General features: G+C 58.4%; 20 protein-coding genes and 1 pseudogene. All 21 read right to left on the reverse strand.

Annotation, left to right across the window (positions count from 1 at the left end):
- Nucleotide 1 precedes the first annotated feature (1 nt).
- Nucleotides 2–400 carry a hypothetical protein gene (locus ACFMO3_RS11680; protein WP_376790582.1) on the reverse strand — a complete coding sequence of 133 codons (399 nt, stop codon included), beginning with the start codon at nt 398–400 and terminating at the stop codon, nt 2–4.
- Nucleotides 401–717: 317 nt separating this feature from the next.
- Nucleotides 718–2,079, reverse strand: coding sequence for a hypothetical protein (locus tag ACFMO3_RS11685; protein ID WP_376790583.1), 1,362 nt, complete (start codon nt 2,077–2,079; stop codon nt 718–720).
- A 113-nt stretch (nt 2,080–2,192) separates the two neighbouring features.
- On the reverse strand, nt 2,193–4,487 hold the full coding sequence (locus ACFMO3_RS11690; protein WP_376790584.1) for a hypothetical protein: 2,295 nt from the start codon (nt 4,485–4,487) through the stop codon (nt 2,193–2,195).
- A gap of 133 nt (nt 4,488–4,620) precedes the next feature.
- The gene (locus tag ACFMO3_RS11695) at nt 4,621–5,307 is read right to left on the reverse strand and encodes a hypothetical protein (protein WP_376790585.1); all 687 of its coding nucleotides are present in this window, start codon (nt 5,305–5,307) and stop codon (nt 4,621–4,623) included.
- Nucleotides 5,298–6,731 carry a beta-galactosidase gene (locus ACFMO3_RS11700; RefSeq protein ID WP_376790586.1) on the reverse strand — a complete coding sequence of 478 codons (1,434 nt, stop codon included), beginning with the start codon at nt 6,729–6,731 and terminating at the stop codon, nt 5,298–5,300. The genes ACFMO3_RS11695 and ACFMO3_RS11700 overlap by 10 nt, the downstream gene beginning before the upstream one ends.
- A gap of 1 nt (nt 6,732) precedes the next feature.
- Nucleotides 6,733–8,103: a DUF2142 domain-containing protein gene (locus ACFMO3_RS11705; protein ID WP_376790587.1), complete on the reverse strand. Its 1,371-nt coding sequence runs from the start codon at nt 8,101–8,103 to the stop codon at nt 6,733–6,735.
- Between the two features lie 8 nt (nt 8,104–8,111).
- Entirely contained in the window at nt 8,112–9,872 is a 1,761-nt protein-coding gene (locus ACFMO3_RS11710) for a tetratricopeptide repeat protein (RefSeq protein ID WP_376790588.1), read from the reverse strand.
- A gap of 123 nt (nt 9,873–9,995) precedes the next feature.
- A complete protein-coding gene (locus ACFMO3_RS11715) occupies nt 9,996–10,937 on the reverse strand; it encodes an NAD-dependent epimerase/dehydratase family protein (protein WP_376790589.1) in 942 nt (313 codons plus the stop codon).
- 75 nt (nt 10,938–11,012) lie between these two features.
- The gene (locus ACFMO3_RS11720; protein WP_376790590.1) at nt 11,013–12,437 is read right to left on the reverse strand and encodes a sugar transferase; all 1,425 of its coding nucleotides are present in this window, start codon (nt 12,435–12,437) and stop codon (nt 11,013–11,015) included.
- A 70-nt stretch (nt 12,438–12,507) separates the two neighbouring features.
- The gene (locus ACFMO3_RS11725; protein WP_376790600.1) at nt 12,508–12,795 is read right to left on the reverse strand and encodes a glycosyltransferase; all 288 of its coding nucleotides are present in this window, start codon (nt 12,793–12,795) and stop codon (nt 12,508–12,510) included.
- Nucleotides 12,796–12,843: 48 nt separating this feature from the next.
- A complete protein-coding gene (locus tag ACFMO3_RS11730; protein ID WP_376790591.1) occupies nt 12,844–14,115 on the reverse strand; it encodes a glycosyltransferase family 4 protein in 1,272 nt (423 codons plus the stop codon).
- Between the two features lie 250 nt (nt 14,116–14,365).
- Nucleotides 14,366–14,467, reverse strand: a pseudogene (locus ACFMO3_RS11735) (NAD-dependent epimerase/dehydratase family protein); the annotation flags it as partial.
- Complete coding sequence (locus ACFMO3_RS11740; protein WP_376790592.1) at nt 14,464–15,681, reverse strand: glycosyltransferase family 4 protein; 1,218 nt, start codon at nt 15,679–15,681, stop codon at nt 14,464–14,466. The pseudogene ACFMO3_RS11735 and the gene ACFMO3_RS11740, both read right to left, overlap by 4 nt.
- A complete protein-coding gene (locus tag ACFMO3_RS11745) occupies nt 15,678–16,229 on the reverse strand; it encodes a D-glucuronyl C5-epimerase family protein (RefSeq protein ID WP_376790601.1) in 552 nt (183 codons plus the stop codon). Before ACFMO3_RS11745 ends, ACFMO3_RS11740 begins: the two co-directional genes overlap by 4 nt.
- A 383-nt stretch (nt 16,230–16,612) precedes the next feature.
- On the reverse strand, nt 16,613–17,731 hold the full coding sequence (locus ACFMO3_RS11750; protein ID WP_376790593.1) for a glycosyltransferase: 1,119 nt from the start codon (nt 17,729–17,731) through the stop codon (nt 16,613–16,615).
- A gap of 3 nt (nt 17,732–17,734) precedes the next feature.
- Nucleotides 17,735–19,138 (reverse strand): O-antigen polymerase, encoded by a 1,404-nt coding sequence (locus ACFMO3_RS11755; protein ID WP_376790594.1) that lies wholly within the window; start codon nt 19,136–19,138, stop codon nt 17,735–17,737.
- A complete protein-coding gene (locus tag ACFMO3_RS11760; protein WP_376790595.1) occupies nt 19,135–20,445 on the reverse strand; it encodes an oligosaccharide flippase family protein in 1,311 nt (436 codons plus the stop codon). The genes ACFMO3_RS11755 and ACFMO3_RS11760 overlap by 4 nt, the downstream gene beginning before the upstream one ends.
- A complete protein-coding gene (wecB, locus tag ACFMO3_RS11765; protein ID WP_376790596.1) occupies nt 20,427–21,578 on the reverse strand; it encodes a non-hydrolyzing UDP-N-acetylglucosamine 2-epimerase in 1,152 nt (383 codons plus the stop codon). Before wecB ends, ACFMO3_RS11760 begins: the two co-directional genes overlap by 19 nt.
- Nucleotides 21,575–21,886 carry a TIGR04076 family protein gene (locus tag ACFMO3_RS11770; protein ID WP_376790597.1) on the reverse strand — a complete coding sequence of 104 codons (312 nt, stop codon included), beginning with the start codon at nt 21,884–21,886 and terminating at the stop codon, nt 21,575–21,577. The genes wecB and ACFMO3_RS11770 overlap by 4 nt, the downstream gene beginning before the upstream one ends.
- Before the next feature lie 5 nt (nt 21,887–21,891).
- Entirely contained in the window at nt 21,892–23,049 is a 1,158-nt protein-coding gene (locus ACFMO3_RS11775) for a DegT/DnrJ/EryC1/StrS family aminotransferase (protein WP_376790598.1), read from the reverse strand.
- A complete protein-coding gene (locus ACFMO3_RS11780; protein WP_376790599.1) occupies nt 23,046–24,632 on the reverse strand; it encodes a Gfo/Idh/MocA family oxidoreductase in 1,587 nt (528 codons plus the stop codon). The genes ACFMO3_RS11775 and ACFMO3_RS11780 overlap by 4 nt, the downstream gene beginning before the upstream one ends.
- Nucleotides 24,633–25,113 lie beyond the last annotated feature (481 nt).

Below are 25,113 nucleotides of genomic sequence, written 5' to 3' on the forward strand. Positions count from 1 at the left end.
GCTACCTCCCCAGGCGCTCAAAGATCAGATTCACCCGCTCCCGCATGAAATCCTCTGTCAAAGGATCGGACCACTTCACAAGCAGATAGCCCACTAAGTTTCCCTTCCAGAAAACAACTTCATGGGACCAGATCTTTCCGCTTCTCGATTCCTCGGAGGGATGTATCCTCCAGCGCGCTTCGTCGGCCGCCGTCTGGATCAAACGAAATGAGCCTTCTGATGAAGACAAGCGCCGGGCATACGCCTCCCAGGCCAAGCGGATGTCCTGGAACAGCCGTAGCTCCACCGCGAAACCCTTTATGAACGGATGATAACGATCTTCCTCCACAGGAAAACGCAACTCAAGACCGCGGAAGGTCGCTTCACGGATCTCAGTGCGGAGAACATAGAGCGTTCGCATGAATGGGAAATCCTCGGGCCGGAGAATCGCTGACTCCAAATTCAAATCGGCAGGATAAGGCGGGGAAAACGTGGCGGGCATGACCATGGGCTCAACAGGCGATTCGAATAAAATAGGGGAGGGCTGGCCCATGGAAGGAGAACTAAAGGGAAACGGACGGAAGGGAGCGCAGCTCCCTATGAGGCTCATAACTCCTAGCCAGCAAAGCATGCGAACGGCCGCCATATTTTCTCCTCTTCAACATCAAAAATGCCGGGGTGCGACCACGATCGCACCCCGGCATTTTAATCCTAGTATGGTGATCGAATCAAGAGGAGCTAGGGGGATTTAACCCCCGGGAACCCTGCAGCCACATCCCCAGATAGGATCAAGCTGTTCTGATCGCCAATCACCGCGATCGGTTTGTCCGACAAAATGGTGACGCTACCGAGGAAACCTGGTGGAATATGTCCATCAGAGAGCTGATTGAAGGTTTGGGCGTCCTGCACCGTGACATTCCGGCTGAAGGTGCCCAGATTGCCCGAGTAGTTAAGGGTCAGCTGAGCGGCCCCCCCGCCAATCACCTGAACGGAGAAGGTTGTCGTCCATTTCCCTCCGCTGTATTGATTTTCGATCAAGGGAACGGCCATCTTCGTGCCTACGTCGGATGGAGCAAAGGCGGTGTAACCGATGGCCCGATCGCCTGGCCCCAGAGTGTTCGCGATATTATAAGCAATGACCAGGGGTTGTGTGGAGGTCACGGTTGCTGCGCCGTAGAAATTGCTGGCCAGCGGCCCCCCTGTACATCCTCCATAGACATTCGCGGCAGGATTCAGATAGAGGCTGCCATTGGCTGGAATGGAACAATTTAATGTCTGATTGTTCGTGAACTGAATTTGAACAGAAGCCGGGCTTGATGCCGTGTTGATCATCGTAAAGTCAGTAGTCCACGATCCATAGGCGTTGATATAACCCGGCATGTACAACGTAGTGCTGGCCTTACTAAGCGGCAAAGCCGAGTAGGAGACTAACAGTCCCCCCGTTGTCCGATATTCATCCACCGTGACCGCCACGGGTTGCGTCGCCGAGATAATCGCTGATCCATTGAAATTGGTTAAAGTAGGATGATCCCATTGATCTACCAGTGCGGAAGCTCCTGCAGGAAGATTCGGAATGGACTGGGTAGCCACCACGCTGCCACCGCTGATGAACTGGATCTCCACCGTCGCTGACAACGCACCCGCGTTCTGGATCGCCATGCGGGTGTTCCAAGGACCGAACTTGGCCATCACAATCGGCGCGAAAACCACAGGAGCAGGCTCTCCGATTCCCACATAGGCATCTGATACATACTGAGATCCAGAGAGATTGTTCGCTACTGTGGCAATCGCAGAGACCGGTTGATCTGCGCTCACGATTGCAGCCCCCTGCCACCCAGAGGGCAGGGTGCCACCCCCATCGAGCGTATGAAGGGCGGGATTAAAATACGCCGATCCCCCTGCAGACACGTTGTAAAAGGTCTTCGTACCTGCCGAGGACCCGTCTGGATTTATAAAATTCACAACAATGTTGGCTGAGCTTGTTCCCAGATTTTGAATATTAAAATCTACAGTAAATTGACCTGGAGGGGCTCCCCATGCAGGGCCTACAATCGAAAAAAGGACAACAAATAGGATGATCCATCGTAATTTTCGCATCATGGCCAAGCCTCCTTTCGCGAGAACAGGGTTCTAAGGCTATATTATTGGGTTCCCAGGATCCTGTCTATACTCCCTTTGGATTACTCCGGGTCGGAGAATCCCCACTGTTGGGGCTACTCCCGCCCGGGATGCTCACAATCCCGCCATCGGAAGATCCAGACCCGATCCTGATGATATAAGAGCTCCCAAGGGCCTCCACGCAGCTCATCGGGCACCCAAAGAGGAGGCGAGGGGGCATTGACCCGACCTTGTTGCTGTCCCACATAGACGTAACACCAACCTAAGCGAACCAGATCGTTCAGGATCTGGGGATCACGCGCCGTCAAACGGGAAATCTGTTCCCGAAGACGTGAAGGAAGATGGGGATCGGTGGTCCGCTCGATGGCATACGGGAGGGGAGGAATCAAAACCGCTCGTTGGGCCAACAGGGGCAGCCACCATCCCCCATCGCTGCCTACCGCATCCTGACCTCCATAGGCTAAAAACCCATTAATCAAAAACCGCGCATCCGAAGGCAGATGTCTACGGATCCAATCCATGGCTTGCCGATCCGGTCGGGTCAGCATGGCATGAGAGCGGGGATCAATATCCCCAAGCCGATTCCAAGCACCCCAGGCACCGAATAACCCGATTAGAACGATTCCCATCCGCCGAACCCATGGATTGCGCCATCCCATTTCCAGGAGATCTCCGATTGCGATACCGATCAAAAGGGCCATTGGCAAGTAGATCCCAATCCAGAAGGCAAAGCTGCTGATCACTCCAGACCCTGGCAGGCCCACCAGCTGCGGATGGGCACTCAGAAAGACGCCAGCCCACCAGATCAATAGAAATCCGATCGCATTCCGATGACGCATCCATCCGGTGATCAGGGCCAACCCTCCCAGGATCCAGCCCCACAGGGGCATGTACATTTTCAGATCTCCCCACGTCTCCAGACCGGGGCTGCTTCCACCGCCAGCGGATAGAGTTTGCCGCAGGGAGGCGGGAAGTCCTCCCTCCCCTAACCGCTCCAACCAGGGGAGGATCAGGATGACTACGAGCCCTCCCAGAATCAATAGCCGCAGTATGCCCTCTCTCCAGGCCGGATGGAACCACTGTAGCCCACGGACAAGCATCCACGTGATCAAGAAAATACCATAGAAGGCCAAGACTCGATAATGAGTTAACCCCAGACCGGCAACCACCAGCGCGGTTAGAAGAAGTAAACGCAGATTGGGTTTCTGAGGCTCCAGCGATTCCACGGTTAGGCGCACCGCCACCGGCAAGAGGGTCTGCCCAGCCAGCTGAGTATAGCGCCCCCAGTTTGTATAATACATTGGCATTGACCACCCCAAGGCTGGAAGGGCCACGGCTACCACACCGGCCCATGGGGATCCCCCCATCCGGCGCGCCAGAGGATAGAGGGTAAAGGCCGCTAGCCCATTCATCAGCTGGCCCCCGAACAGCACGGCCTGGAGCGCAGGCCAACCGCTGATCCAAGCGAGCGCTGCCATTTGGCTGTGAAAGCCATAATGATATGTAAAACTTGTAATGGGAGCGTAGGGAGTCCATTCTCGGAACAGGCCGCCATGATCCAACAACAGCTGAACAATCATCGTATGTTGCAAGCCATCGCCCCACATAGGCGCTTCCAGCCCGCGCGCTACCAGCAACCGAACTCCTAAGGCCAGGAGGAGGATACCGATTAGGACGCCATCTGGCCCGGAGGCCTCCTCACGCCACCACCTTTGCAAAGCCTTCCACCCCTGGCGCAACCGCCATCTCCGATGCCGATAAGCCAGAGCCACCAGCCCGCCTCCCACGGGCAGCCACGCGTATAGCGCCCCCCCATGCACGCCCACAAAATCGGTCCACAATAGGAGAAGGGGGTAAAGGGCCAGACTGATCCCAACCGCCAGCCCCATGCGATCCAGCCAGGAAAGAGATCCCCCTGTCCAGAACCACGCGAGCAAGACATATCCCGGAATCAAATAAATCAACGCGGATAGAAATAAAAACCAAACTCCAGCCAACACCGCTTGCGCAAGCTCTATGGCGATTCCTTTGAGATCGTAAGTCAACCGAAATGCCAGCTGGACATCCAGGGGTTCATGGTCCCGATAGGCCGCGCCGTCGATATAGGCGTCACCGGGGGCAGCACCCACCCGCACCGCGCCCGTGCCTTCCAGTTCCAGGAAAGCATAGCGATACATGCCGTGGGAACGGTTGTCGGGGGGGAAAGAGAAGCGGTAGAAACGGGGAACTGTGACGGTCTCCAGCGGCAACGCCACCACAGCCAGGTCAGTCGGGGATCGGGGATCGGCTCGAAGGTGAAGGCGAAGGATGCCTTTCGCCCCCGGCTCCGGCTCCAGCCAAAGCTCCACTCCGTTCAGTCCCCCATGGCGGCCCACAAAGGTTTGCCCCACGGTATGGCCCGGCTCCAGGAGAAGAGCAGGAGCCATCGGGCGAAGGGGTTGGGTGTCTGCCCAAGTGCACCCCGCAAGCTCCAAAAGCAAGAGCAGGCAGAGGCCTGCCGCTTTCCGCCACCTCCCCATTCTTCTAACCCAAAGTGAAAGCTCTTCGGAAGGCCAGGTATGTGCCCAGCAAATACATTCCCAGAACCAGACCATACGCCGCTCCCCATCTTAATATCACTGGCTTCCCCTGACCTAGGCGCTCTGCCAGGATAACCCAGCGATCAGGGATGGTCAGGGCATAGCCGGCGCGGAACGCCAGATCCTGAACACGGTCCGCCTCCCCTCCCCCAAAGCCCCGCAAGAGGGCCTCCCCCTCCGGATACTGATCCGTGTCTGCTGCCCAGATCGCGACGGCGTTCCCAGGTTGTCCCCCTGGAGCCTCCAGGCAAAAGGTGAAACGGCGCCCTGCGGAAGATGTCACAGGCGGAAAGGTGAAAGCATATTCTTCATGGTCTCGTAGGATTGCCATCTCCGCATAAGCCACGCGTAACAGCCGCCCATTCCATTCCCCCTCTCGAAGCACAAATCGCAGCTCCCCCTGATTGTGTCGTCCATATGTGCCAATCCGGACACGGATTTCTGCCAGATGCGGAAAGCGAGCCACAAAGGTCTGGCATATCGAACGGCCCGCGACCAACTCCCCCACCAGGACATTTGCGAACGGCTGCTGGGGGCCCTCTTCCGGAGCCGCCCATGCGGCCCCAGCCAGGAAAATGCCCAGAAGAAGGAACATCCCGCTAAGAGGGCCAAGGGTTCTGATCAGGGACATGGGCGAGGCATCACGTAAAAGGGTTGATCCACGTAGATCCCCAGCCGGATCTGGCCGTTTGCAGTCCGATCCCCATCCCAATTCGGATCTCCATCCCGAACGGGATCGTAGACCCTCCCGACCGTGTCCACCAAGCGCAAGCATGGATAAGGGAAATCAACTGTGGTGTTGGATCCGCGAGCCCAGAGAACGGTCTTCTCCACACCATCCGGCATACGGAAGACATAAGCCTCAACTCCAGGGATGTCAAGAGGATGGAGATAACGAGCGCCTTGAAGCTCCCGCGTTAATGTTTGATAAGCCCAGTAAGAGAGCTTCGGACGGTTGAGATCCCGATCCCAGAACAGACCGTGAGCCTCGGTGCCGGGCCCAGCATCGAAAACGGAGTACCAAGCCAGCATCCGAAGATCAACGGAGAGACCTCGCACCAACATTTGAGCCAGCCATCGCGCCTGGAGTTCTTCGCTGCTTCCAACGCTTGGATCGCTCCAGAAACCCATCTCCGGCACGAGCAAAGGCAGGTCACTTATCCCATGCCGCTCCATAATCCCACGGATCTCCATTGCCTTCTCGCGAAGGGTCGGCCAACGATGGGGGGATATCGGATAATAATGAAAAGCTACCGCATCAATGAAGCGTCGAGCCTGTCCCTCGCCTCCTCCTAGCGCATTCAAGGCGCGAAGGGTATCCGTCAGAAACGATCGGACAAAGGGTCCTCCCTCCTCTTCGAACCAATCATAGGCCAGGCCACCAATGAGCACTTTGGCGCGCGGGTTCGCCGTGTGAATGGCTGGGGAGATCTGGGCAAGCATCGCCGCAAAACCAGCACCATTGTGCCCCCAGTAGCCCTTTCCATAGCGGGCCCGGTCGAGATCCCCATTATCAGGCTCCGCATAGAAGGACCAGTAATGAACGCAAGGGGAGCCGGGCGCATCCTCGACCCCATCACAGTCGTAGCGCTCGGCCATGCGGGTGACAAAGTCCACAAGGTCTTGGGTGTTCGTCACAGGCCCCCCAGGCAGCGCGGCCGCCCATGAGGGATTGTCTGTAAAGAGAACAAAGACTTCCATCCCCGCCCCCTGGGCATTCCGAACCTTCTCGTCAAAACCCGCCCAGTTGAAACTCCCCCGCGCCGGCTCTACTGCTGACCAGGATAGAACCGTGACAACCCATCGCCCTCCCGCCTCTTTCATCTTGGAGAGACCCCATGCATCATCCACCGCCCCATACATTGTGATCCCAAAGGGAGACGTATATCCCGGATCATAGAACCGTGCGATAAGCGGAAGATAGAGGGTAAAATCGGGAGCAGCCCCTGCAGATTGCATGGCCCCTCGGAAGGGCGCCTGGTCTCCCCAGATCAGCAGAAGGGACAGAAGCAGCCATCTCGAAATCCAGAGATTATGCGGCCGAGGAATCTTCACCTCAGCCTCCTTTGTAAAAATAAGGCAAGAGCGCGAAAGCGAGGGCGGCAGCATCCAGGATGGCCCACAAAAGAAGGAATCCGAACACCCGCGCACCTTCCCATCCTTCTGGGATCCATCGCCCCCATCCCCCTGCCAGGAAGAAGGCAAGAGGCACAGCAGCCGGAAACATGTATCGCCCCTGCGCGTAATAGCGCCCTCTTGGAACATTCATAACGAAGAACATCCAGCCTGCTACGGTGAAGACCACAAAAGCCCCCATCACCCCTATCACCCAGCCAGGCACCCGCCACCGGCGGGAGCGCGGAAGCATCCAGCCCTCCAGAGCAATCATTAAGAGGAGATACACAACCCCATACCAGAACCACCCTGCAGAGACGTTCATCCATCCGAAACGAGCCCACATGCTCTCAACCGCCAACCGAAACGTCTGATCCAAAGACGGCAGCCCTTCGCCCCCTATGTCCCCAGGCTCAAGGGCTCGAAGCGCTCCCTGGACCCAGCGCCCGACGGGCGTCCGGAAAGACAGGAGAGCTGCGCTGAACAGGAGAAACGCAAGGGTAACGCCTGAGGTCAGCTTCCATCCCCACTGCCTCTTGCTCCGGAAGATTCGGTATCCCCATGTTGCAGCATAAAGAACACTCAAGGGAATCAACGGGGCAGCCGTGTTCTTGGTCCACAAGGCGAGCCCGGTCCCGCCGATGATGGCCCCAAGGCCCAGGGGGCACAGCCCTCGCCGGAATAGACGGATCCATCCCCAGAGCGCTAAGGTAGCCCAGAGCTCCGCCATGGGCCCCTCGTTGACGCTGGCATTGATGAAAGTGTGTTGAGGCCAGAAGACAAGGAACCCAGTGGCAGCCACCGCCCATCCCTGCGGCAGATCGGCTTCCCGGAAAATCGCCCAGGCCAAAGCAATCACCATCGCGTTCAGAATCACGGAGGACGCCCGGGCCAGATACAGCAAAACGGACAGATCTTCGTGAATCAGCGGCGCTATGAATCCCGCTGCCCATAGATACGCGAGAGAGAACCGGCCCCCGAGAAGTGTTCGGGAACGCTGAGCGAAAATGCTCGAGGGGAGATCCGAGATTCGCTCCGGCATCCGGTCCGGAAGCGGACGGCCGATGAACGCTCCATAATGCCACGCATAAAGCGAGCCGAGCTGCTCCCTCTCAAATTCGGGGAGGATCTCCCCGGGGGCCGGCAGACGGCCAAGCCGGGCGATGTGCCATGCGTATTCGAAATGACCCGGCTCATCGGGAGCCTGCCATGGCGGAACGAGTGCCGCGTAGAGCAAGCCCCGGATGAGGGCGAGCGCCATCCAGAGCGCCGGCCATGTCCAATGCGAGATCCCAGCCGAACACCGATCCATCCTCCCTCCTACCGAACGGTCATCCGAGGGAGGTCCGCAGGAACACGATCCTCAGGGATCCGCACTGTCCGCAATGCCACGGCGTCGAAGGCCGCTTCCCCTTCGCCCCATAGCCGCAAGAGCAGTCGGACCTGTCCATCGGACCCCGGGCTCCGAGCGATGATCCCCACATACCGCCAGCTTCCTCCCGTGTCCGGCAAACGCAGCTCCGCATAGCCTGAAAGCCCTATCCCGATCCAACCCCCAGGAGCCAGGTCCGCTCGATAGGCAAAGGAAAGCAGATAGAGCGCCCCGGGTTCCACAAGGATCGAATGGCTCCAGTATCCCGCTCGTGCCGGCTCCCGGCCCTCCTGCGCCTCGGTCCACAGACCATCTACACGGGCAGCGACTCGTCCATGATAGGCCTCTAGAGTCTCGGGGATGCTGAGGAAAAGACCTGGAGCCCAGGGCGGTGCATTGGACATATCCGACCATTCCCATCCCTGGGGTTTCGACTTCTCCCATTCCTCAAAATCGCCAAAGGCCCACTGATTCTCCCCCAGCCTCAGCCATGCCTCCGGGATCCCTAACAGATCGGCAGCCAGGCGCCGGTCATCGGTGCGCTCCGCTAAGTATCGCTGTCCATCCGTGGATCCGGCGCATGATGGATCTTCCTCCAGCCCATGGCATGCGCGAAGCCAGCGCTGCCATCCCAATAGATCATCGGGGGCTGCCTCGACATATCGCCGATAGAAGGCCGCCGCCTCCCGCTGGGCCTCCGGGGTGCCCTCTTCCTCTTTTAGCATCCCCAGTCGGAGCCATGCCCGGGCAAGGTGAGGATCCAAATCCAGAGCCGCCCGATAGAGGATTTCCGCCTGCCCTTTCTCCCCCCGTCGATGCCTCAGCTCCGCCTGATCCAACACCCAGTGAGGATCCTGGGGACGGCGCGCCCGGAGGATCTCCAGGGCCTGATCGACCATCAAACCCGGCAATCCCTCCGCCGCGAGGGCCAGCTGAGCTCGGATCACCCGCCGCAGGGTTCCCAGATCCCAGATCCCATCTTCGACCAGAGCGATCATGGCGGAGGCCTCAGCGCGCGGCAGCCGGAAGTCCAGATCCACCCGAACCCTCACGCTTTCCGGTCCGAACCGCCGCAATCGCCCGGTCATCTCCGCCATGCCCGCCTGATCCCCCAGATGCCGGTAGAATTCCAGCAGACGATAGGATGCATACAGATTCCCGGGATCCAACGCCAGGGCGCGTTGATAAAGACGAGCGGCCAGATCCAGGTTCTCGCGGCGCGCATCGTCAGCTCGCTTCAAGTAGTTGGCTACAAGAGGGAGGCGACGGCTTCCAATCCGGCCGCGCTCATAAAGCCGTATAGCTCCCTCCACATCCCCGCGCATATCCAGCAAGTCGCCCAGCTCCAGGGCCACACGGGGATCTGTAGGAAAATCCAGGAGAGCTGGTTCGAGGATTTGGAGCGCTTCGTCGGGCTGATTCTGGGCCGCATAGGCCCGAGCCAGCCAACGCCGCGCGGCGAGATGGTGCGGATCCCACGCCAGAGCCGCCCGAAGGTGGGCGATGCCCCGGGCCAAGCGCCCGGGATCCTGAATCTGCTCCGGAGCCAGGCGGTCCGGGAAGACCGGCCGTAGAGCGGCCTCGATCTCGCGAGCCCCGAGCTCGGTGTGATAAATGGCCATCAGCCAGGGGTGGAGCCCCAGGATCAGCCCCAATCCCACCAGTCCCAGCGCCAGGCCGGCAAGCCTCTTTTCAGAAACGCAGCCCATCCCTCAGCTTTTTGCAGGAGAATTCTAAAACTGGTCTTCCGATCCCTCTAGATCCTGCGGTGAAGAAAGGGGTCACGCCTCAGGCACCCTGCTCATGGCCGGAAGGGGAAGCGACGACGCTGATCAGAACATCAGGGCGCAAGGGCCTCGTTTCCCCGCCCTCACCCATTTCCAGGTTTGGGCCAGGCCCTCCCGCAATCCGACCTGTGGAGTCCATCCCAGCTCCGCCTGAGCCCGACGGATGTCCAGGACCATCCGCCGGATGTCCCCTGGCCGCGGAGGGCCATGGGCAGGCTCGCTCTCCACACCGGTTACTCTCTGCATCAGCCGATAGAGCCCACGGATGGAGATCGCCCGCCCGGTCCCAATATTATAGATTCCTCCCGCTCCACGGGCTGTCGCTTGCAGATGCGCTGCCGCCACGTCCCCTACGTAAATGAAATCCCGGACTTGCCGCCCGTCCCCGTGGATGACTGGCCGCTCGCCGTCGGCCAGAGCGGCCAGGAAGCGGGCGATCACCCCGGCTTCTCCGACCGCCGGCTGTCGGGGCCCATAGACGTTCCCATAGCGCAGGATGATCACCTCCAGCCCATAATGGGCCCCAAACCAGCGGGCGTAGGCCTCCGCCGCCGCCTTGCTGAGGCCATAGGGGGAGAGAGGGTGAAGCGGGTGCTCCTCCGCCACCGGCAGCCGCTCCGGCTCCCCATACACCGCGGCGGAAGAAGCGAGGACCACCCGCCGGGCGCCGCCGCGAAGGGCCGCCCGCAGCACCCGCAGGGTGCCCAGCAGGTTGACGGAAGCGTCATGCCATGGATCCGCCACTGACGCCGCCACATCCACCTGGGCGGCCAGATGGTGGATGACCGCCGGGCGGAAATCAACGGCCAGCTCCTCCAACGAGGGGTCCCGCACATCCATCACAAACAGCGGGACATCGGTCGGCAGATGGGCCCGGGAGCCCCGGGAGAGATCATCGACCACCCAGATCTCCCATCCGGCTTGCCGTCCGGCTTCCACCACGTGAGATCCGATGAACCCCGCGCCGCCGGTGATCAGAACCCGCATGCTGCAGCTGCCCGAAGGATATCCGCTTCTTACACTCATCAGAAACGCACCGGGCCCTATGCCTCTCCCTCTGGCCTACGCCCGGCCCCGAAATGTCAGAGTATCCACTACTGTTTTGCAAAGAATCACGAGATCCAGCCAAGGAGACCAATGTTTGATATAATAAAGATCATATTGCAATCGAATCATGGCATCTTCTTTAGATGAAGCATAGCCATATTTCACGAGAGCCCATCCCGCCATGCCGGGCTTCACCGCATGGCGGACCCGGTAGAAAGGGATTTCCCGGGCCAGCTCTTCCACGAACTCAGGACGCTCCGGCCGTGGGCCCACGGCGCTCATCTCCCCTTTTAGAATGTTCCAAAACTGAGGAAACTCATCGAGATGAGTCCGGCGCAGGATGCGCCCTACCCGGGTGACCCGCGGGTCGTTCTCCTGGGCCCAGACCGCTCGCTCCTTCTCGGCCTCCGGCACCATGGAACGGAATTTGTAGATCCGGAACACCCGCCCCCCTTTCCCAACACGCTCCTGCGTGTAAAAGATCGGCCCGGGGGAATCCAAGTAGATGGCCAGGGCGATGAAGGGGAAGAGCACGGCGAGCACCAGCATCCCCAGGGAGGCGAGGATCAAGTCCATCCCTCGCTTGATCGCGCGGTTGATCGTGCGGGTGAGGGGATGGCTCAGGGGCATGGCCACATACCAGTTATTATCTCCCACATGCTCCACCGGCACCTGGCCGGTGAGCTGCTCATACAGAACCGGCATCGGAAGGATCTCCACTCCCAGCTCCAGGCAGTCCGCCAGCATCTGCAACAGCTGCCCATCCACCTCGTGCGTGATAGCCAGGACCAGCGTATCGATTCGATGGGCAGCGATGAGCTCCGGGAGTCGGTGGCGATCCCCCAGCACCGGCCGGGTCTCCCCTCCCTTCCAGGCCATCCGAGCACCGTGCTTAGCAGGGTCATCATCGACGAAGCCAACGATCTCATAGCTTCCATCCCCATAGGACGAGAGGGCCTCCGCGATCGTGCGGCCGGCCCAGCCGGCGCCGATAATCAGGGTGCGGCGCTGAAAGACAGGACGCGTGAAAATCAAGGCATAAAGTCCCCGTCCTCCCACAAGGGCGGCAAGAGCAAGCAATGGGAAAGCGAAAAGAAGGGAACGGGCAGTGGGCAGAGGCGGGGGAAGGTATGGGATGAGCAGAAAGAGCGCAGCGGCCGTCAGACCCGCTTTCGCCACGCTCAGGACGGTGGAAGGGAAACGGACACTCCCTCGGGGCTCATAAGCATCAAAAACGAAGGCCGCGAAGAGATAGAGCACGCTCACCAAGAGGAACCAATGAGGGAGGCGGACAACAATCTCCGGGCGCAGATGAAGCCAGATCCACAGTGCCCCGTTCACCGCGAGCAGATCCAGGACCATCAGGAGGATTCGTCGCTCGACCAGCAGGAGGGCATACCGTCCTCCGTGCACTCTGGGAAAGCTCCGCGCGATCTGCATCCTCTTCCCTCCTTAACATTTGCGTTCCCCAAGCATGATCCGGACATCCGACGGATTCGGGCAGCTTGCTTCAGGTCCAGACAGCAAGATTTTTCTCCGCGAGGAGCTCGCGATAAAGATCCAGGATACGGCTTACCACCTGCTGATCGGAAAACCGCTCCTCGGCCAGCCGCCGGGATGCTGCCCCGAACTCGGCCCGAAGCTCGGGGCTCTTGAGCAGGGTTTCAATAGCGGCCGCCAAAGCCCCCGGGTTTTTGGGCGGCACCAGCAGACCGTTCACCCCGTCCACAACCACTTCCCGGCAGCCGGGCACGTCCGTGGCCACCAGGGGGAGCCCGGTGGCCATGGCCTCCAGCATCGTAAGTAGGCGTTTGAACGCCAACTATAGTTTAAAGGGCCCTCAAAGTCATAGCACCTTATCGTAGCATGGAAGGGGTGAAAGTAAGACCCCGTTTAGCGTCCGCTCGAGACGATCGGCTAGGCCACGAATGTCGTGATGCTTTTCGACATAGGATCGTCCCCGGCGGCCCATCGCCTCCCGTTCCTCAGGAGGCATCTCATAAAGCGCGATGACCGCCTCCGCTAGGGCCTGCGGATCACGAGGCGGGACGGTGAGGCCGCAACGGGCCTCCTCGACGGGGTTGTTGGGTGCATCGACGGAGAAGAGAACGGGCCTTCCCGAGGCCATATAATCGAACAGCTTGTTAGGGCTGATCCCATACTTGAACACCTCGACCCTCTCCAGGTTGAAGATAAAGGCATCGGCTTCCTGGAGGGTCTGAGGCACCTCGGTCTTCTTGACCGGATCGCGGAATTCCACATTTCTCAGATGCAGCTTCTCGGCCAGCTGGATCAGCCTGGGCTTCTCCGCACCGTCGCCCACAAGGATAAAGTGGATCTCGCGGTGGCCGCGATCCTGGACGATCTTGGCCGCCTGCAGCAGGACATCCAGCGCGTTGGCCTGACCGTGCGCGCCGAGATACATCACCTTGAGGCCTTCATGGCCCTTGCCTCTCGATCTCGATTCGACCCGGACCTGGAACCGGGAGAGATCGACCCCGTTCGGAATCCAGACGACCTTCTCTTTGTTTATACCCTGAGCGGCGATGTATTCCCCTGCTTTCGGCAAGAGGGTGATGATTCGCTCCGCTCTGTGATAGAGGAACCTTTCCAAAGCTTGGAGCAGCTTCGTCAAGGGATTCCGCTCGCTCAATTCCCCCATGTCGATGATCGTCTGGGGCCAGAGGTCCCGGACCTCCATAATGAACTTGGCCCGGTGATGCTTGGCCACCCAATAGGCCGCAAGAGGGGTGAGCAGGTGAGGGGAGGAGCCGATCACCACATCCGGCCTCCCCATGTCGGGCGCGAGCTTGGGCAACTTTCGTCCCAGCCGCCAAGCCTGGAGCGCGAAAGCCACCATATTCCGCACCCGGCGCCAATCGTTGCGCCAATATGGAGGCGTGCGGAGCCAGACGAACCTGATGCCGTCGACATCCTCGACCTTCCAGTGCTCCCCCGGCTGTAAGCGCGTCTCGCGGTGGAGGTAGTGGTGGAAGCTCGTGGCGAAGATGGCCACCCGATGCCCTCGCTTCACCAGCTCCCGGCTTAGGTCATAGTGTCGCGTCCCGCCGGGGAGGTCCGGCGGGTGCGCGTATTGGTTGAAGATCCAGAGGTTCATCGCCGTTCCTCTCGTAGGAACTTTGCGGTCTCCCGCAGGCCATCCAGGAGATGGATTGAAGGCCTCCAGCAAAGCTCTTGCTCGGCCTTGGAGGCATCCAAGAAGATCCTCTTTAGCTCACCTTTCCGCTCCGGACCATAGAGGGCCTGGCCCGGAAATCTAAGGATCTTCTTCTGTTGTACGCTTGCGTGTCGAGGCATGCTCGGAAGGGCACTCCTTCCTCTAAGCGCTTTATGAGGGGCGTCCTCTAAAGGTTGTCCACTACAATAACTTGGTAGCCTTCAGCAATCAAAGCATCCACCCCATGGGAGCCGATAAACTCAAACCCGCCCGTGACCAAGATCGGGCTCATTGTCCTTCCTCAAACTCGTAGTTGCCATTCATCATGTCCAGCAGTTTCTTCACGTTCTTACTTATACTGAAAGCCTCCTCGACCCTGCAACGGCCTCTTCTTCCCATCTCTTTTGCCAGCGCCACATTATGGATAAGGGTCGCTATCGCCTGGGCCAGTTGTTCTGGACTCTTCTCCTCTACCAGGATGCCAGCCCCCTCCGTGACCAGCTCAGGTATGCCGCCAGTTCTAGTAGAGATCACGGGAACTCCATAAGCCATGGCCTCCATTAGGGCTACAGGAATCCCCTCCCTCTCTCCCTTATCGGTTACAATGCTCGGCAGGACCACGATATCAGCCTCCTCACGAAGCAGCTGTTGAACCTGCCCATGGGGCAGAGCCCCTCGCATTTCGATCCGATCCTCCAAGTTGAGCGCTCGAATCTGCTCCTCAATCGCCCGGCGCTCCGGTCCTTCTCCCACGAGGAGGCACCGGAATCGCAGCCCCTTGTCCTTGAGGATGCGGCAGGCCTCTAGCAAATACTTATGCCCTTTTACCTCCACGAGATTGGCTATACAGGCGATGGTCGGGGTATGTCTTACCTGCTGTTCCTGCTGGGCTAAGGGTCTGGGAAGGCTTACTCCCATGTGAATTACAAACACCTTCGCTGCCCAACTCTTACCCACTATTTTCAAGATCTCTTGCCTTCCTTCCTCGGAAATGGCTCTCACAAAGCGCGCTTTTTGGACCTTTGTCTTGAGCATATTGTTTTCCACAATATCCCAGCGATGCGCGGTGAAACTCCAGGGAATGCCGGAAACCTCACTGGCTACCATCGCCATGCTTGCCGTCGTAGCAGCCCAGTGGGCGTGGATATGGTCCGCGCTAAGCCGTCGGGCTAATCCCGACAACCACAGTCCTTTGGGATAAACAATGAGGTTTTTGAGAAGATGGCGCGGCTTCCAGGTGAGCAAGAGTGCCAGCGCCCGCAAAGCCCGTACGGGCGAGCGAAGAAACTCCTTTAGGGCCCCGAGCACCACTTCCCGAGAGAACAGAGGCTGCACCACCGCCCGCTCGCTTAGTTGCAAGGCTTCTGTATGCACAATATCCCCTCGGGGGTACATAGGCGCCACCCAGACCTCGTGCCCCTGGCGACCAAGCTCCAGGACTTCGGGGAGAATGAAGGCCTCACCCGGCCCATGTGGGAAGCTAGAAGTTACGTAGACCAACCTCATTTGAGAATCACCGCAGGAGGGTTTCGCAATTTTTGAAAAGCTTTCGCCACAATGGCCCGGGCCCTACACAGCAAATTCGCGTCCTGTCGCATAAACTGCTCCCGCCACTGACCGAACAGATACGCATACTCAGGGAATGCGAGGCTCAGCGCCTCAAGCTGGGCGATGTGAAGCCGCTGATAAAACGGGCTGGCCAAGTGGCCCGAAAGGTCGTAGTAGGACCAATACCCTGCATTGTAAGAGGGAAGATATGCCACAAGTGCGCTTAGGCTTTTCTTAAGCATCTGGCGGGCTTCGCTGGAATCCTCTACAAGGAGGAAGTCATACAAGCCAAACAGGGCGAATACCCAACCGTTAAGGATTGCCTTATAATCCTCCGCTGGGACTTCTTCTAGGATGAGCCCCTCGGGGACTACCCGACAAGTGCCCCCATCTTCGATCGGTTTCTGCATGGGCCCCAAAGCCCGACGCGCTGCCTCTACATAGGCTGAATTCTGTGTGAGCGTATAAGCTCTGACCAGTACAGAGATCCCCTCGCCCTGGGTCATGGCCGAGTAGGGCGAAGCGTATCTTAGGCCCAGAAGGGGCCAAACTACCCACCCTCCTTGTGCATCCTGTGCTTCAACAGCCCACTGTGCAACCCGGAGAAACGCGCTCTTATGCCCCTCATCCTCTTGGCCGGAGGCTAACCACAAGTCCCAATGCTTTCTGAAAGAGCGTTGTGGGAAAATGTATCTTCTTCCCCCCTACGTCGTTCAGGGGCAAACCTGTTTGATCTTGCGGTCCATCCCACTGCACCTTCGCCGTCAGATCATTGTAGTAGCCCCAAAGTTTTCCGGGGATAAAAAACGCCCCAAGTCCCTGAGGCACATGCCAGTAACTGCGTCCCAACAGCATGGCTCCCCAGTACCGAAGCAGTGAGCCCGCTCTCTCAGCCTTTTTCCAGAAGCTGCTCATACAAGGCCTCATACCCTCGCACCATTACACCTACGTCGAAACGCTCTTTTGCTCGCCGAAATGCCGCACAACCCATTCGAACCCGCAACTCCGGGTCGTCGACTACTTTCCAAATCGCCTCGGCCAGCGCACCCGCGTCTGCCGGGGGAACCAGGAGCCCGCTTACCCCATCCTCGACAAGCTCAGGTACGCCACCCACAGCCGTTGCGATTACCGGCTTACCCGCCGCCATGGCCTCCATGACCGAAAGGGGGTTCCCTTCCCACTCCGAGGATAGAACGAACACATCCGCAGTGGCCAGAATTTCCGGCACGTCGCTCCGCACGCCCAGGAAACGCACCTTGTTCTCTAAGCCCAGCACCCTCACCTGGTCCTCCAATTCCGGCCGTAGCGGACCATCACCCACCAAAAGCAACCGGAGCCGACGATCGCGGCAGGCGACCGTGGCAAAAGCCCGAATCAGCAAGGGGTGATTCTTTGGAGGGCTCATCCGTGCTACCGAAACTAGCAGGACATCTTCTTCTGCGTACCCCTCACGCGCTCGCCAGGCTTTCCGCACGTCCTCTCCCAGACTGTACTCGGCCACCGGGATTCCGTTAGGAATCAGGGGTACCCCCTTTAGGGCGTACACCCTCTCAATGCTCCGGGCGACTTCCTTCGCAATAGCCACCGGAACCACACCCATCCGAAAGGCAGCACGATGCACCCACCTTCCAGGCTTATCCACCTCTTTCTCGGCGACGTTATGGACCGTGTGAATCCACCCACGTGCCCGCCGCGCAAGGACCAAGGGAAGAAGGTATCGCAAGACATACTGATGGGTGTGCACAACATCCGGTCGAAACTCCTGGAATACCCGGGCAAGGCGCCCGTACATCCTGGGATCAAACCCCTTTCGTTTACCCAGGTACCAAACCCGGACGCCCGCTCGGTCGAGCATGGTCTCCAGGTCCGTACCCTGTCTATCGAAAAGCGAAACCGCCGCCACCTCGAAGCGGCGACGGTCCAGGTGAAGCAGCAAATGCGCCGCCATCCGTTCGGCCCCCCCGGGTCCGAAGTTGGGGAGGATGTGAAGCGCTCTAATTTTACCCATCAGTTATTCTCCTCTCCTTCTAATTGACTCTGTCACGACGTTAAGTAGGCCAAAGACTATCCAAGGCACAAGATAGCGCACCCATAAATATATAAATGACGCGCTCTCCACGCGCATTCCATGTAGCATAAATATAGGCAAACTGCCGGCGTATAGGAGCAGTCTTGACACGGATGGGCGCCGGATCAACCGATTGTAAATAGCCCCAATAATATATCCATAAAGGAACAGGTGCACGAATATACCGACATACCCAAAGTTGATAAAAGCTTCCGTTACAGGAGAAAAGCCCAGCCCCCCACCAGCGGCGAGGATTTCAGGATAGAAAGTCTCTAATCGCCAATTATTGGGATGGAACAGGCTCCCACTAACTAGCCTTCCCAAAAATGGAATCGTACTAACTACCGCAGTCAGATACGAGGCACCATACAGAAGACCAGGTCCTCCATACTCAAGGACCTCTATCAACGATGCTCCCGGCATTTTGAACTCGTTTGTATTCCAAGGAAGCAGAAGATACGGATTCTTCACCACCATTGGCCACGTTTGAAATAGACTGTACAGGAATCCCTGCGCCAGGAAGAATCGTGCTAAGGCGTAATATTGCATTGTTGCAATACCCAACAATACACCAGTAGCGATCAGCAAAGATGGAATTCGTTTATAGCCATAGTTGATTAACACTACGGAATAGATAAGTGGAAACAGAAATTCGTGCCGCCGCCCAGTCTTCAGTATAACTATCACAGCAAGCATGGAGAGAACTAGCCCAAAGGCAGTAGCTATAGTAGACCGCCGGATTCCATAATATATCAACAGTCCAGTACCTAGTAGCCACCACTGAAAACCTATCCCAATTACAAATCCGCTCCTGAGAGAGAGATAGAAATCTCCTCCATAACCAATCTCAAGGTACTGCCCAAGACTTCCAAGGGATGCAATTAAAGTAAGCACCGAAACACTTGCCCCAGCCAACATACCGAAGGCAGTTAGTAGAAGAAGCATGCCCCAACGCCTACTTAAGGGAGGAAATGCGATATTGCTCGCTGGCACCTTGCTCCGTTTCGACGCGGCGGAAATGCCTACTCTTAGTGCCAGGAGCCCCCAAAATTGCAGAAACAAGTACTGTGTCTGTGCTTGGTCCGAAAAATTCCCTAATAACGAAATCGGACCAAGAGCGTAAAGCGCATAAGTCAAAGGCAAAAGTACACTCGGTGCCAATAAATCCTCAGATCGCCGTAACGAGGCACGAACAAAAGGGAATAAACCGAAGGTCGCTATTCCAACAACGAGATAGCTCTTACTATCCGGCCCAACTATGAGGACGGCTGCTACAGCCAATATACCCAACAGGAGATAGAACAATGTCCCAAGAAAGAAAGAGCTTGTAAATCCTCGTCCCATCATAGCACAGTTTCTCGGCCTATACGACGCAAGTACAAAAGCATGCCCAGCTCGCCGATAACCAAAACTACACCGTAAACTGCCGCCGCACCTAGAGCATTCAACGGAGAAATCAATAAACAGAAGAGCGCGGTGGCCATTAGGCGAAAGATATTAGTGTATGCGTCCACATGTGGCTTCATTAATGTATGGACCAACATCGTCGCAAGCCCCAAAAAGATTACGGTGGCCAATGCCCCGCTTGTAACCAGAAACACCGGCAATGCTTCACGATACTCCTTCCCCAAAAGAGACCATTGCAATAATCCTAACGCAGTAATTCCCACTATAGCAAACGCCACGTAGTACGGTGCCACCCGACTAAGTCTCGCAGAATATCGTCTAATTTGCTGCTCTCGAAATGCCGTCACTTGTGGGAAGAGCACAGCCCGTATCGCTGTGTTCAATGTGGAAAACGCCACAGTAAAAGTCATACCCGCCGAGAATATCCCTACCTCCTCTACAGAGCCACGAACGGCCAGAATAAATCTTACTAAGTAGGGCATTGCCGTGTAAGCGATGGCAGAAATAGCCACCCATTTACTATAGTTGAGTAATTCTCTGAAGATGCCGAGACTCGCGTCAGGATGCTTAAAAAGGATTGCTATTGCCTCGCGCCCGCTGGGCGCCACCCCAATTAGGGTCAGCACGAAAAGCGGGGCGGTGTAGGTTGCGGCAAGCCAAGCCAGCGGATCCTCGGGGAAGAATTTGTAGGCAACCAGCAAGCATGCCAGGCGAAGCCCGCAATAAGCCAAAATGTACCCCGTAAGCTGTTTGAAGGAGCGATAAGCTTGGAGATAAGCCTGCAGATAGGTCCAGATGAAAAGAAATCCACCTGTGATAAGGGCGATGGCAAAGAGGTTCGAGTTTACGGAACCTACGCCTAGACTCCAAGCTAGAAAGCTACTCAGGGGCAAGGATGTCACGGCGAGTAGGGCAAAGAGCGCGCCCTTCAAGCCTAACGCTGTCCCAAGGATCATAGTTTGTTTTTCTGGATTCGCTTGATATTTGTTAAACAAGCGAATCATGGCGAGATTAAACCCAAAATCGCCAATGGCCCCTGCCAGTGTGGCTACAGAAAACGCCAAAGAGAACACCCCAAACCCTTCAACACCCAGCTTCTTGGCCGCGACAACGTTGACGACAAATCCCACCAAGTTATTGAATGCGGTAGCAATGGTAACAGAAGTTAACTGGACTACTTGTTTTCGTGATAGTGTAAATGGCGCGACCATCGAATCCCAAAATCTCATCATAATCTTCCCGAACATTCAAGAAGAATCATCACAATCCTCGCCCCCGCCCGGCCATCGCCGTAGGGCGTGGCAGGGGGTAGGGGAGTACGGGGGGAGAAAGGGATAGAGCAGGAGTAGGGAGAGCTGGCAGAGCATTGGGCCGCTAGGCTCGCGTGAGCGATCCGCTCCGGGTCACAGCCGGCCAGCACGTTCCAGCCTGCTTCTACGGTCTCCACCCATTCTGTCTCCTCCCGCAAGGTGACACAGGGCACCCGAAAGAAGAAGGCTTCCTTCTGCACCCCACCGGAGTCGGTGAGGATGACCCTTGCGTTCTTCTCCAGGACCAGCATATCTAGATATGAGACAGGCCCGATCACCTTGAGGTTCGACGAGGAGATGTCTAGAGACAAATCTGAAATAGCTTTGCGGGTGCGCGGATGCGCTGGGAAGATGACTCGTAGACCGTCTTGAGCGATGTGTTTTAAGCCCATCATGATGTTTCTAAGGCGCTCTGGATCGTCGGTGTTCTCGGCCCGATGAACTGTAGCTAAAGCGTACTCTTTGGGCTTCAGGGCTAAGGTTTCTAAGATTTGAGACTTGTCTTCGGCTGCGGCCAGATACATTTGAACGGCGTCATACATCACGTCACCTACCAGATAGACTCCCTTGGTGATGCCCTCACGCGCTAAATTCTGGACGGCCGTCTCCGTAGGACAGAAGAGGCAATCGGAAACGTGATCCGTGAGAATCCGGTTGATCTCCTCCGGCATCCGCTTGTTGAAGCTGCGTAGCCCAGCTTCCACGTGGGCTACGCGGATGTGGAGCTTGGCCGCGGCCAAAGCCCCCGCTAAAGTGCTGTTCGTATCGCCGTAGACCAGGACCCAATCGGGCTTTTCCCTGAGCAAGACTTCCTCGATGCGTTTCAGCATCTCCCCCGTCTGGTAGCCGTGGGTCCCGGAGCCGACGCCCAGGTGATAGTCCGGGGCCTTGAGGCCGAGCTCATCGAAGAAAACTTGGGACATCTCATAGTCGTAGTGCTGGCCGGTGTGGACCAGCACTTCATGGATCGGGACATCCGGCCGGGCGCGGTTATGCCCTTCGATGGCCTTAAGGATGGGCGCAACTTTGATGAATTGAGGCCGTGCCCCCACGATGTTCACGATTTTCATGGAGCATCACCGGAACCGATCGGGGTGACTTGAAAGACGACCGTGCCCCCTCCGGTGCGCTCGCAAGGGTCTAGGCACTGCACGAAGGCGGCGTTCCCTTCCCGAGCCAAGCCCAACTCTACGGGCGAAATCCCCCGGCTCAAAGCGACATAGTAGGGCATTAGAGAGGCCAACGCGTGCATGCACACAGGTTTTGCAGCTTTCAGACGATACCCCTTCTCGATGTGGAAGCTGTCCCCTTCCTGGAACACGGTGCACCGGCCTCTCACCTCGTGGACCCTAACCTCTAACGTTTTACCTGCTGTCATAGGTGCTAGCCCTCCGCCCACGCCAAAACCTGTTCTATCACGTAATCTACCTCGTCCTCCCTAAGCTCCGGGAACACGGGCAGCGATAGCACCTCTTGGCATGCCCATTCGGCTTCGGGGAAGTCGCCGGGGCGGTAGCCCAGGTGGACGAGCGCAGGCTGCAGATGTACCGGACCGGGATAGTACACCGTTGAGCCTACGCCCTGCTTCTGGAGGAAAGCCCGAAGCTCATCCCGGCGGCCGCTCGGTACCCGCAGGGTGTACTGATGATACGTGTGCCGATACCCTGGCACCTCATAGGGGGGCATAACCCCGTCCAGCCCTTGAAACGCCTGGGTGTATCGAGCGGCAATGCGCCGCCGGGCCTCGATCCATTGGTCCAAGTGGGACAGCTTCACCCGTAACATCGCCGCCTGCAACGCATCCAACCGGCTGTTGATGCCGATAAGCTCATGATGGTACTTGCGTTGTGAACCATGGGCCCGCAACATCCGCACCTTCCCGGCCAAGGCGTCGTCGTTGGTGGCCACAAGACCTCCGTCCCCAAAGGCACCCAGGTTCTTCGTGGGGAAGAAGCTGAAGGCCCCCAGATCGCCGATGGTGCCAGCCTTACGCCCTTTGTACCCCGCTCCCATGGCCTGGGCCGTATCCTCCACCACCCGAAGCCCGTAGCGGGCAGCTATATCCATCAGTTCATCCATGTCTGCAGGCTGGCCGTAGAGATGCACCGGCAACAGCACCTTCACCCGCTTCGGGTCAATCCCCAGCCGCTGCCACACCGGATTTTTGCCAGCCAAGGCTTCCTCCACTTTGTTGGGATCGATGTTGAAGGTCCTGGGGTCAATGTCCGCAAATACCGGCAGCGCCCCGGTGTTAAAGATAGCGCTGGCCGTGGCGAAGAAGGTGAAGGGAGTGGTCAACACGTAATCCCCCGGTCCTACATCCAGGGCCTTAAGGGAGAGCCACAAGGCGTCCGTACCGCTGGCTACGCCGATGGCATGCTTGACTCCAAGGTATTCGGCCACTTCTTGCTCAAACGCCTCCACCTCAGGGCCGAGGATATACTTCCCTGAAGAGAGGACCCGGTCTACCGCGGCGAGCAGTTCGTCCTTCAAGGCCTCATATTGAGGGCGCGGGTCAAAAAGCGGCACCTTGACACTCATGAGGAAACCTCCGGCACCACGCGGTCGCCTTCTTTGCGATAGCGCTTTCCACAGGCCAAGCACACTGCCCGACCGTCCACAAACTTCAACTTCACCCCGCACTCGCACATCCATCCCACGATTCGGGCCGGAACCCCCACCACCAGCGCGTAATCGGGCACGTCCTTGGTCACCACCGCCCCGGCCCCCACGAAGGCATAGCGCCCGATGGTCACCCCACAAAGAATGGTGCTGTTTGCTCCCAGGGTGGCGCCCCGCTTGACGAGTGTCGGGCGGAACTCGTCCTTCCGCTCGATCTCACTGCGCGGGTTGATGACGTTGGTGAAGACCATCGACGGTCCGCAGAAGACGCCCTCCTCCAGCGTTACCCCCTCATAGACGGAGACGTTGTTCTGAATCTTGCACCGATCCCCGATGACGACATTCCGCCCGACGAACACGTTCTGGCCGAGCACGCAGTCCCGCCCAATTTTGGCCCCCGGCATGACGTGCGAGAAGTGCCAGATCTTGGTCCCCTCGCCGATCTCGGCCCCCTCGTCCACCACGGCCGTGGGGTGCACGTATATGCCCTCCTTCGCGCCGGGCGCGATGACGATTGCCCTCCCCCCGTCATCGAGCGATTGCTGGGCGGCCATGAGCACTTCCAGCACCCGCAGGGCGCTCTCCCCGTCGGTGAGGGGACGCTGCCGGGTCGATATGCAGTGCAAGAAGTGCTCCATCTCCGCCCGAAGGGGTTCCTTGGGCTCTAAGGAGACGGGGATGCCCTCGGCCTTGCGGGCTATGGGAATCTGACCTCCCTCCCACTCGACGCGGTGGGGGTAAAGCACCAGTTTACGTTCCCAAGGTTGGGTGTCGTCGAAGACGGCGATCTGCCGCTCGCCTACCACCACGAAGCGCTGCTCCTTGAAGGGGTGGAGCCAGCTCACGAAGATGTGGGCTTGAATGCCTCGGGGGAACTTGAGAACCGTCAGGGTCACGTCGGCCACGTCGTGGTTGAGGTACGCCTCGCCGTGGCAGGCGACCTCCTCGGGCATCGTCCCCAGAAGCCGCAACATGAGGGCGATGTCATGGGGGGCGAAGCTCCACAGGATGTTCTCCTCGGTGCGGATGCGCCCCCAGTTGAGGCGGTTCGAGTAGAGGTAGCGGAGGCGGCCGAGTTCCCCCCGCGCGATGAGTTCCCGAAGCGTCTGGACGGCCGGATGATACTCCAGCACGTGGCCGACCATAAGTACCCGTTGACGGCGCTCGGCCTCTTCTACAAGCCTCTGGCCTTCTTTCACGCTGAGGGCCAGAGGCTTCTCGACGAAGACGTCCTTCCCTGCTTGCAGGGCCCGTAGGGCCAGCTCGTAGTGCGTGACGGCGGGTGCCGCGATCGCAACCCCTTGAATGTCATCTCGCTCAAGGGCAGCTTCCGGGTCACCGCTTCGGTCGACATCGGGATAGTGGACGCCGGCTTCCTCCAAGCGCTCCGGGCTGGGGTCGCAGATCAGCCGCAGCGCCCCTAGCTCGTGGAGGTTGCGCGCCAAGTTGCGCCCCCATATCCCGAAGCCCAACAGTGCTACCCCGACTTTCTCCATCCCCATCAAGTGATTCCATCCTCCATTGCCAAGTTACAGGTAAACCTGAGACGGCAATCCGTTCCCGCTCGTAGGCGGTGATGCGCTCCAGCATCTCCCGCAGGGTCAGGGTAGGACGGTAGCCGATGACCCGCTCCGCCTTGCTCAGGTCCGGAAGGCGCCGGGGCATGTCCTCAAAGCCCTCCGAGTAGGCCTCTTCGTAGGGCACGAAGACGATAGGGGAAGGGCTCCCCGTCGTCTCCTTCACCAGACAGGTCAGCGGGCGAGCGGCTCGCGCCCGACGTCAGGTTTCCCCGAGGGCCCGCGCAGAGCCTCCCGGACGGTGAGGAAGGCGAGTCCGGCCATCACCCACGTTTGACACCTCCCGCCCCCTCTGAGCCCGGAAAGCCTTGTCCCTACGGCCGTGCGTTCACTTCTTTCGCGAAACCGTAGTGGCAAAAATAGTCCGTAGACGTCCGAAAGACCCCTTTTTCTGATGCCTCCTACG

It is taken from the genome of Thermoflexus sp., from assembly GCF_042408815.1.
In the GTDB taxonomy this organism is placed as follows: Bacteria; Chloroflexota; Anaerolineae; order Thermoflexales; family Thermoflexaceae; genus Thermoflexus.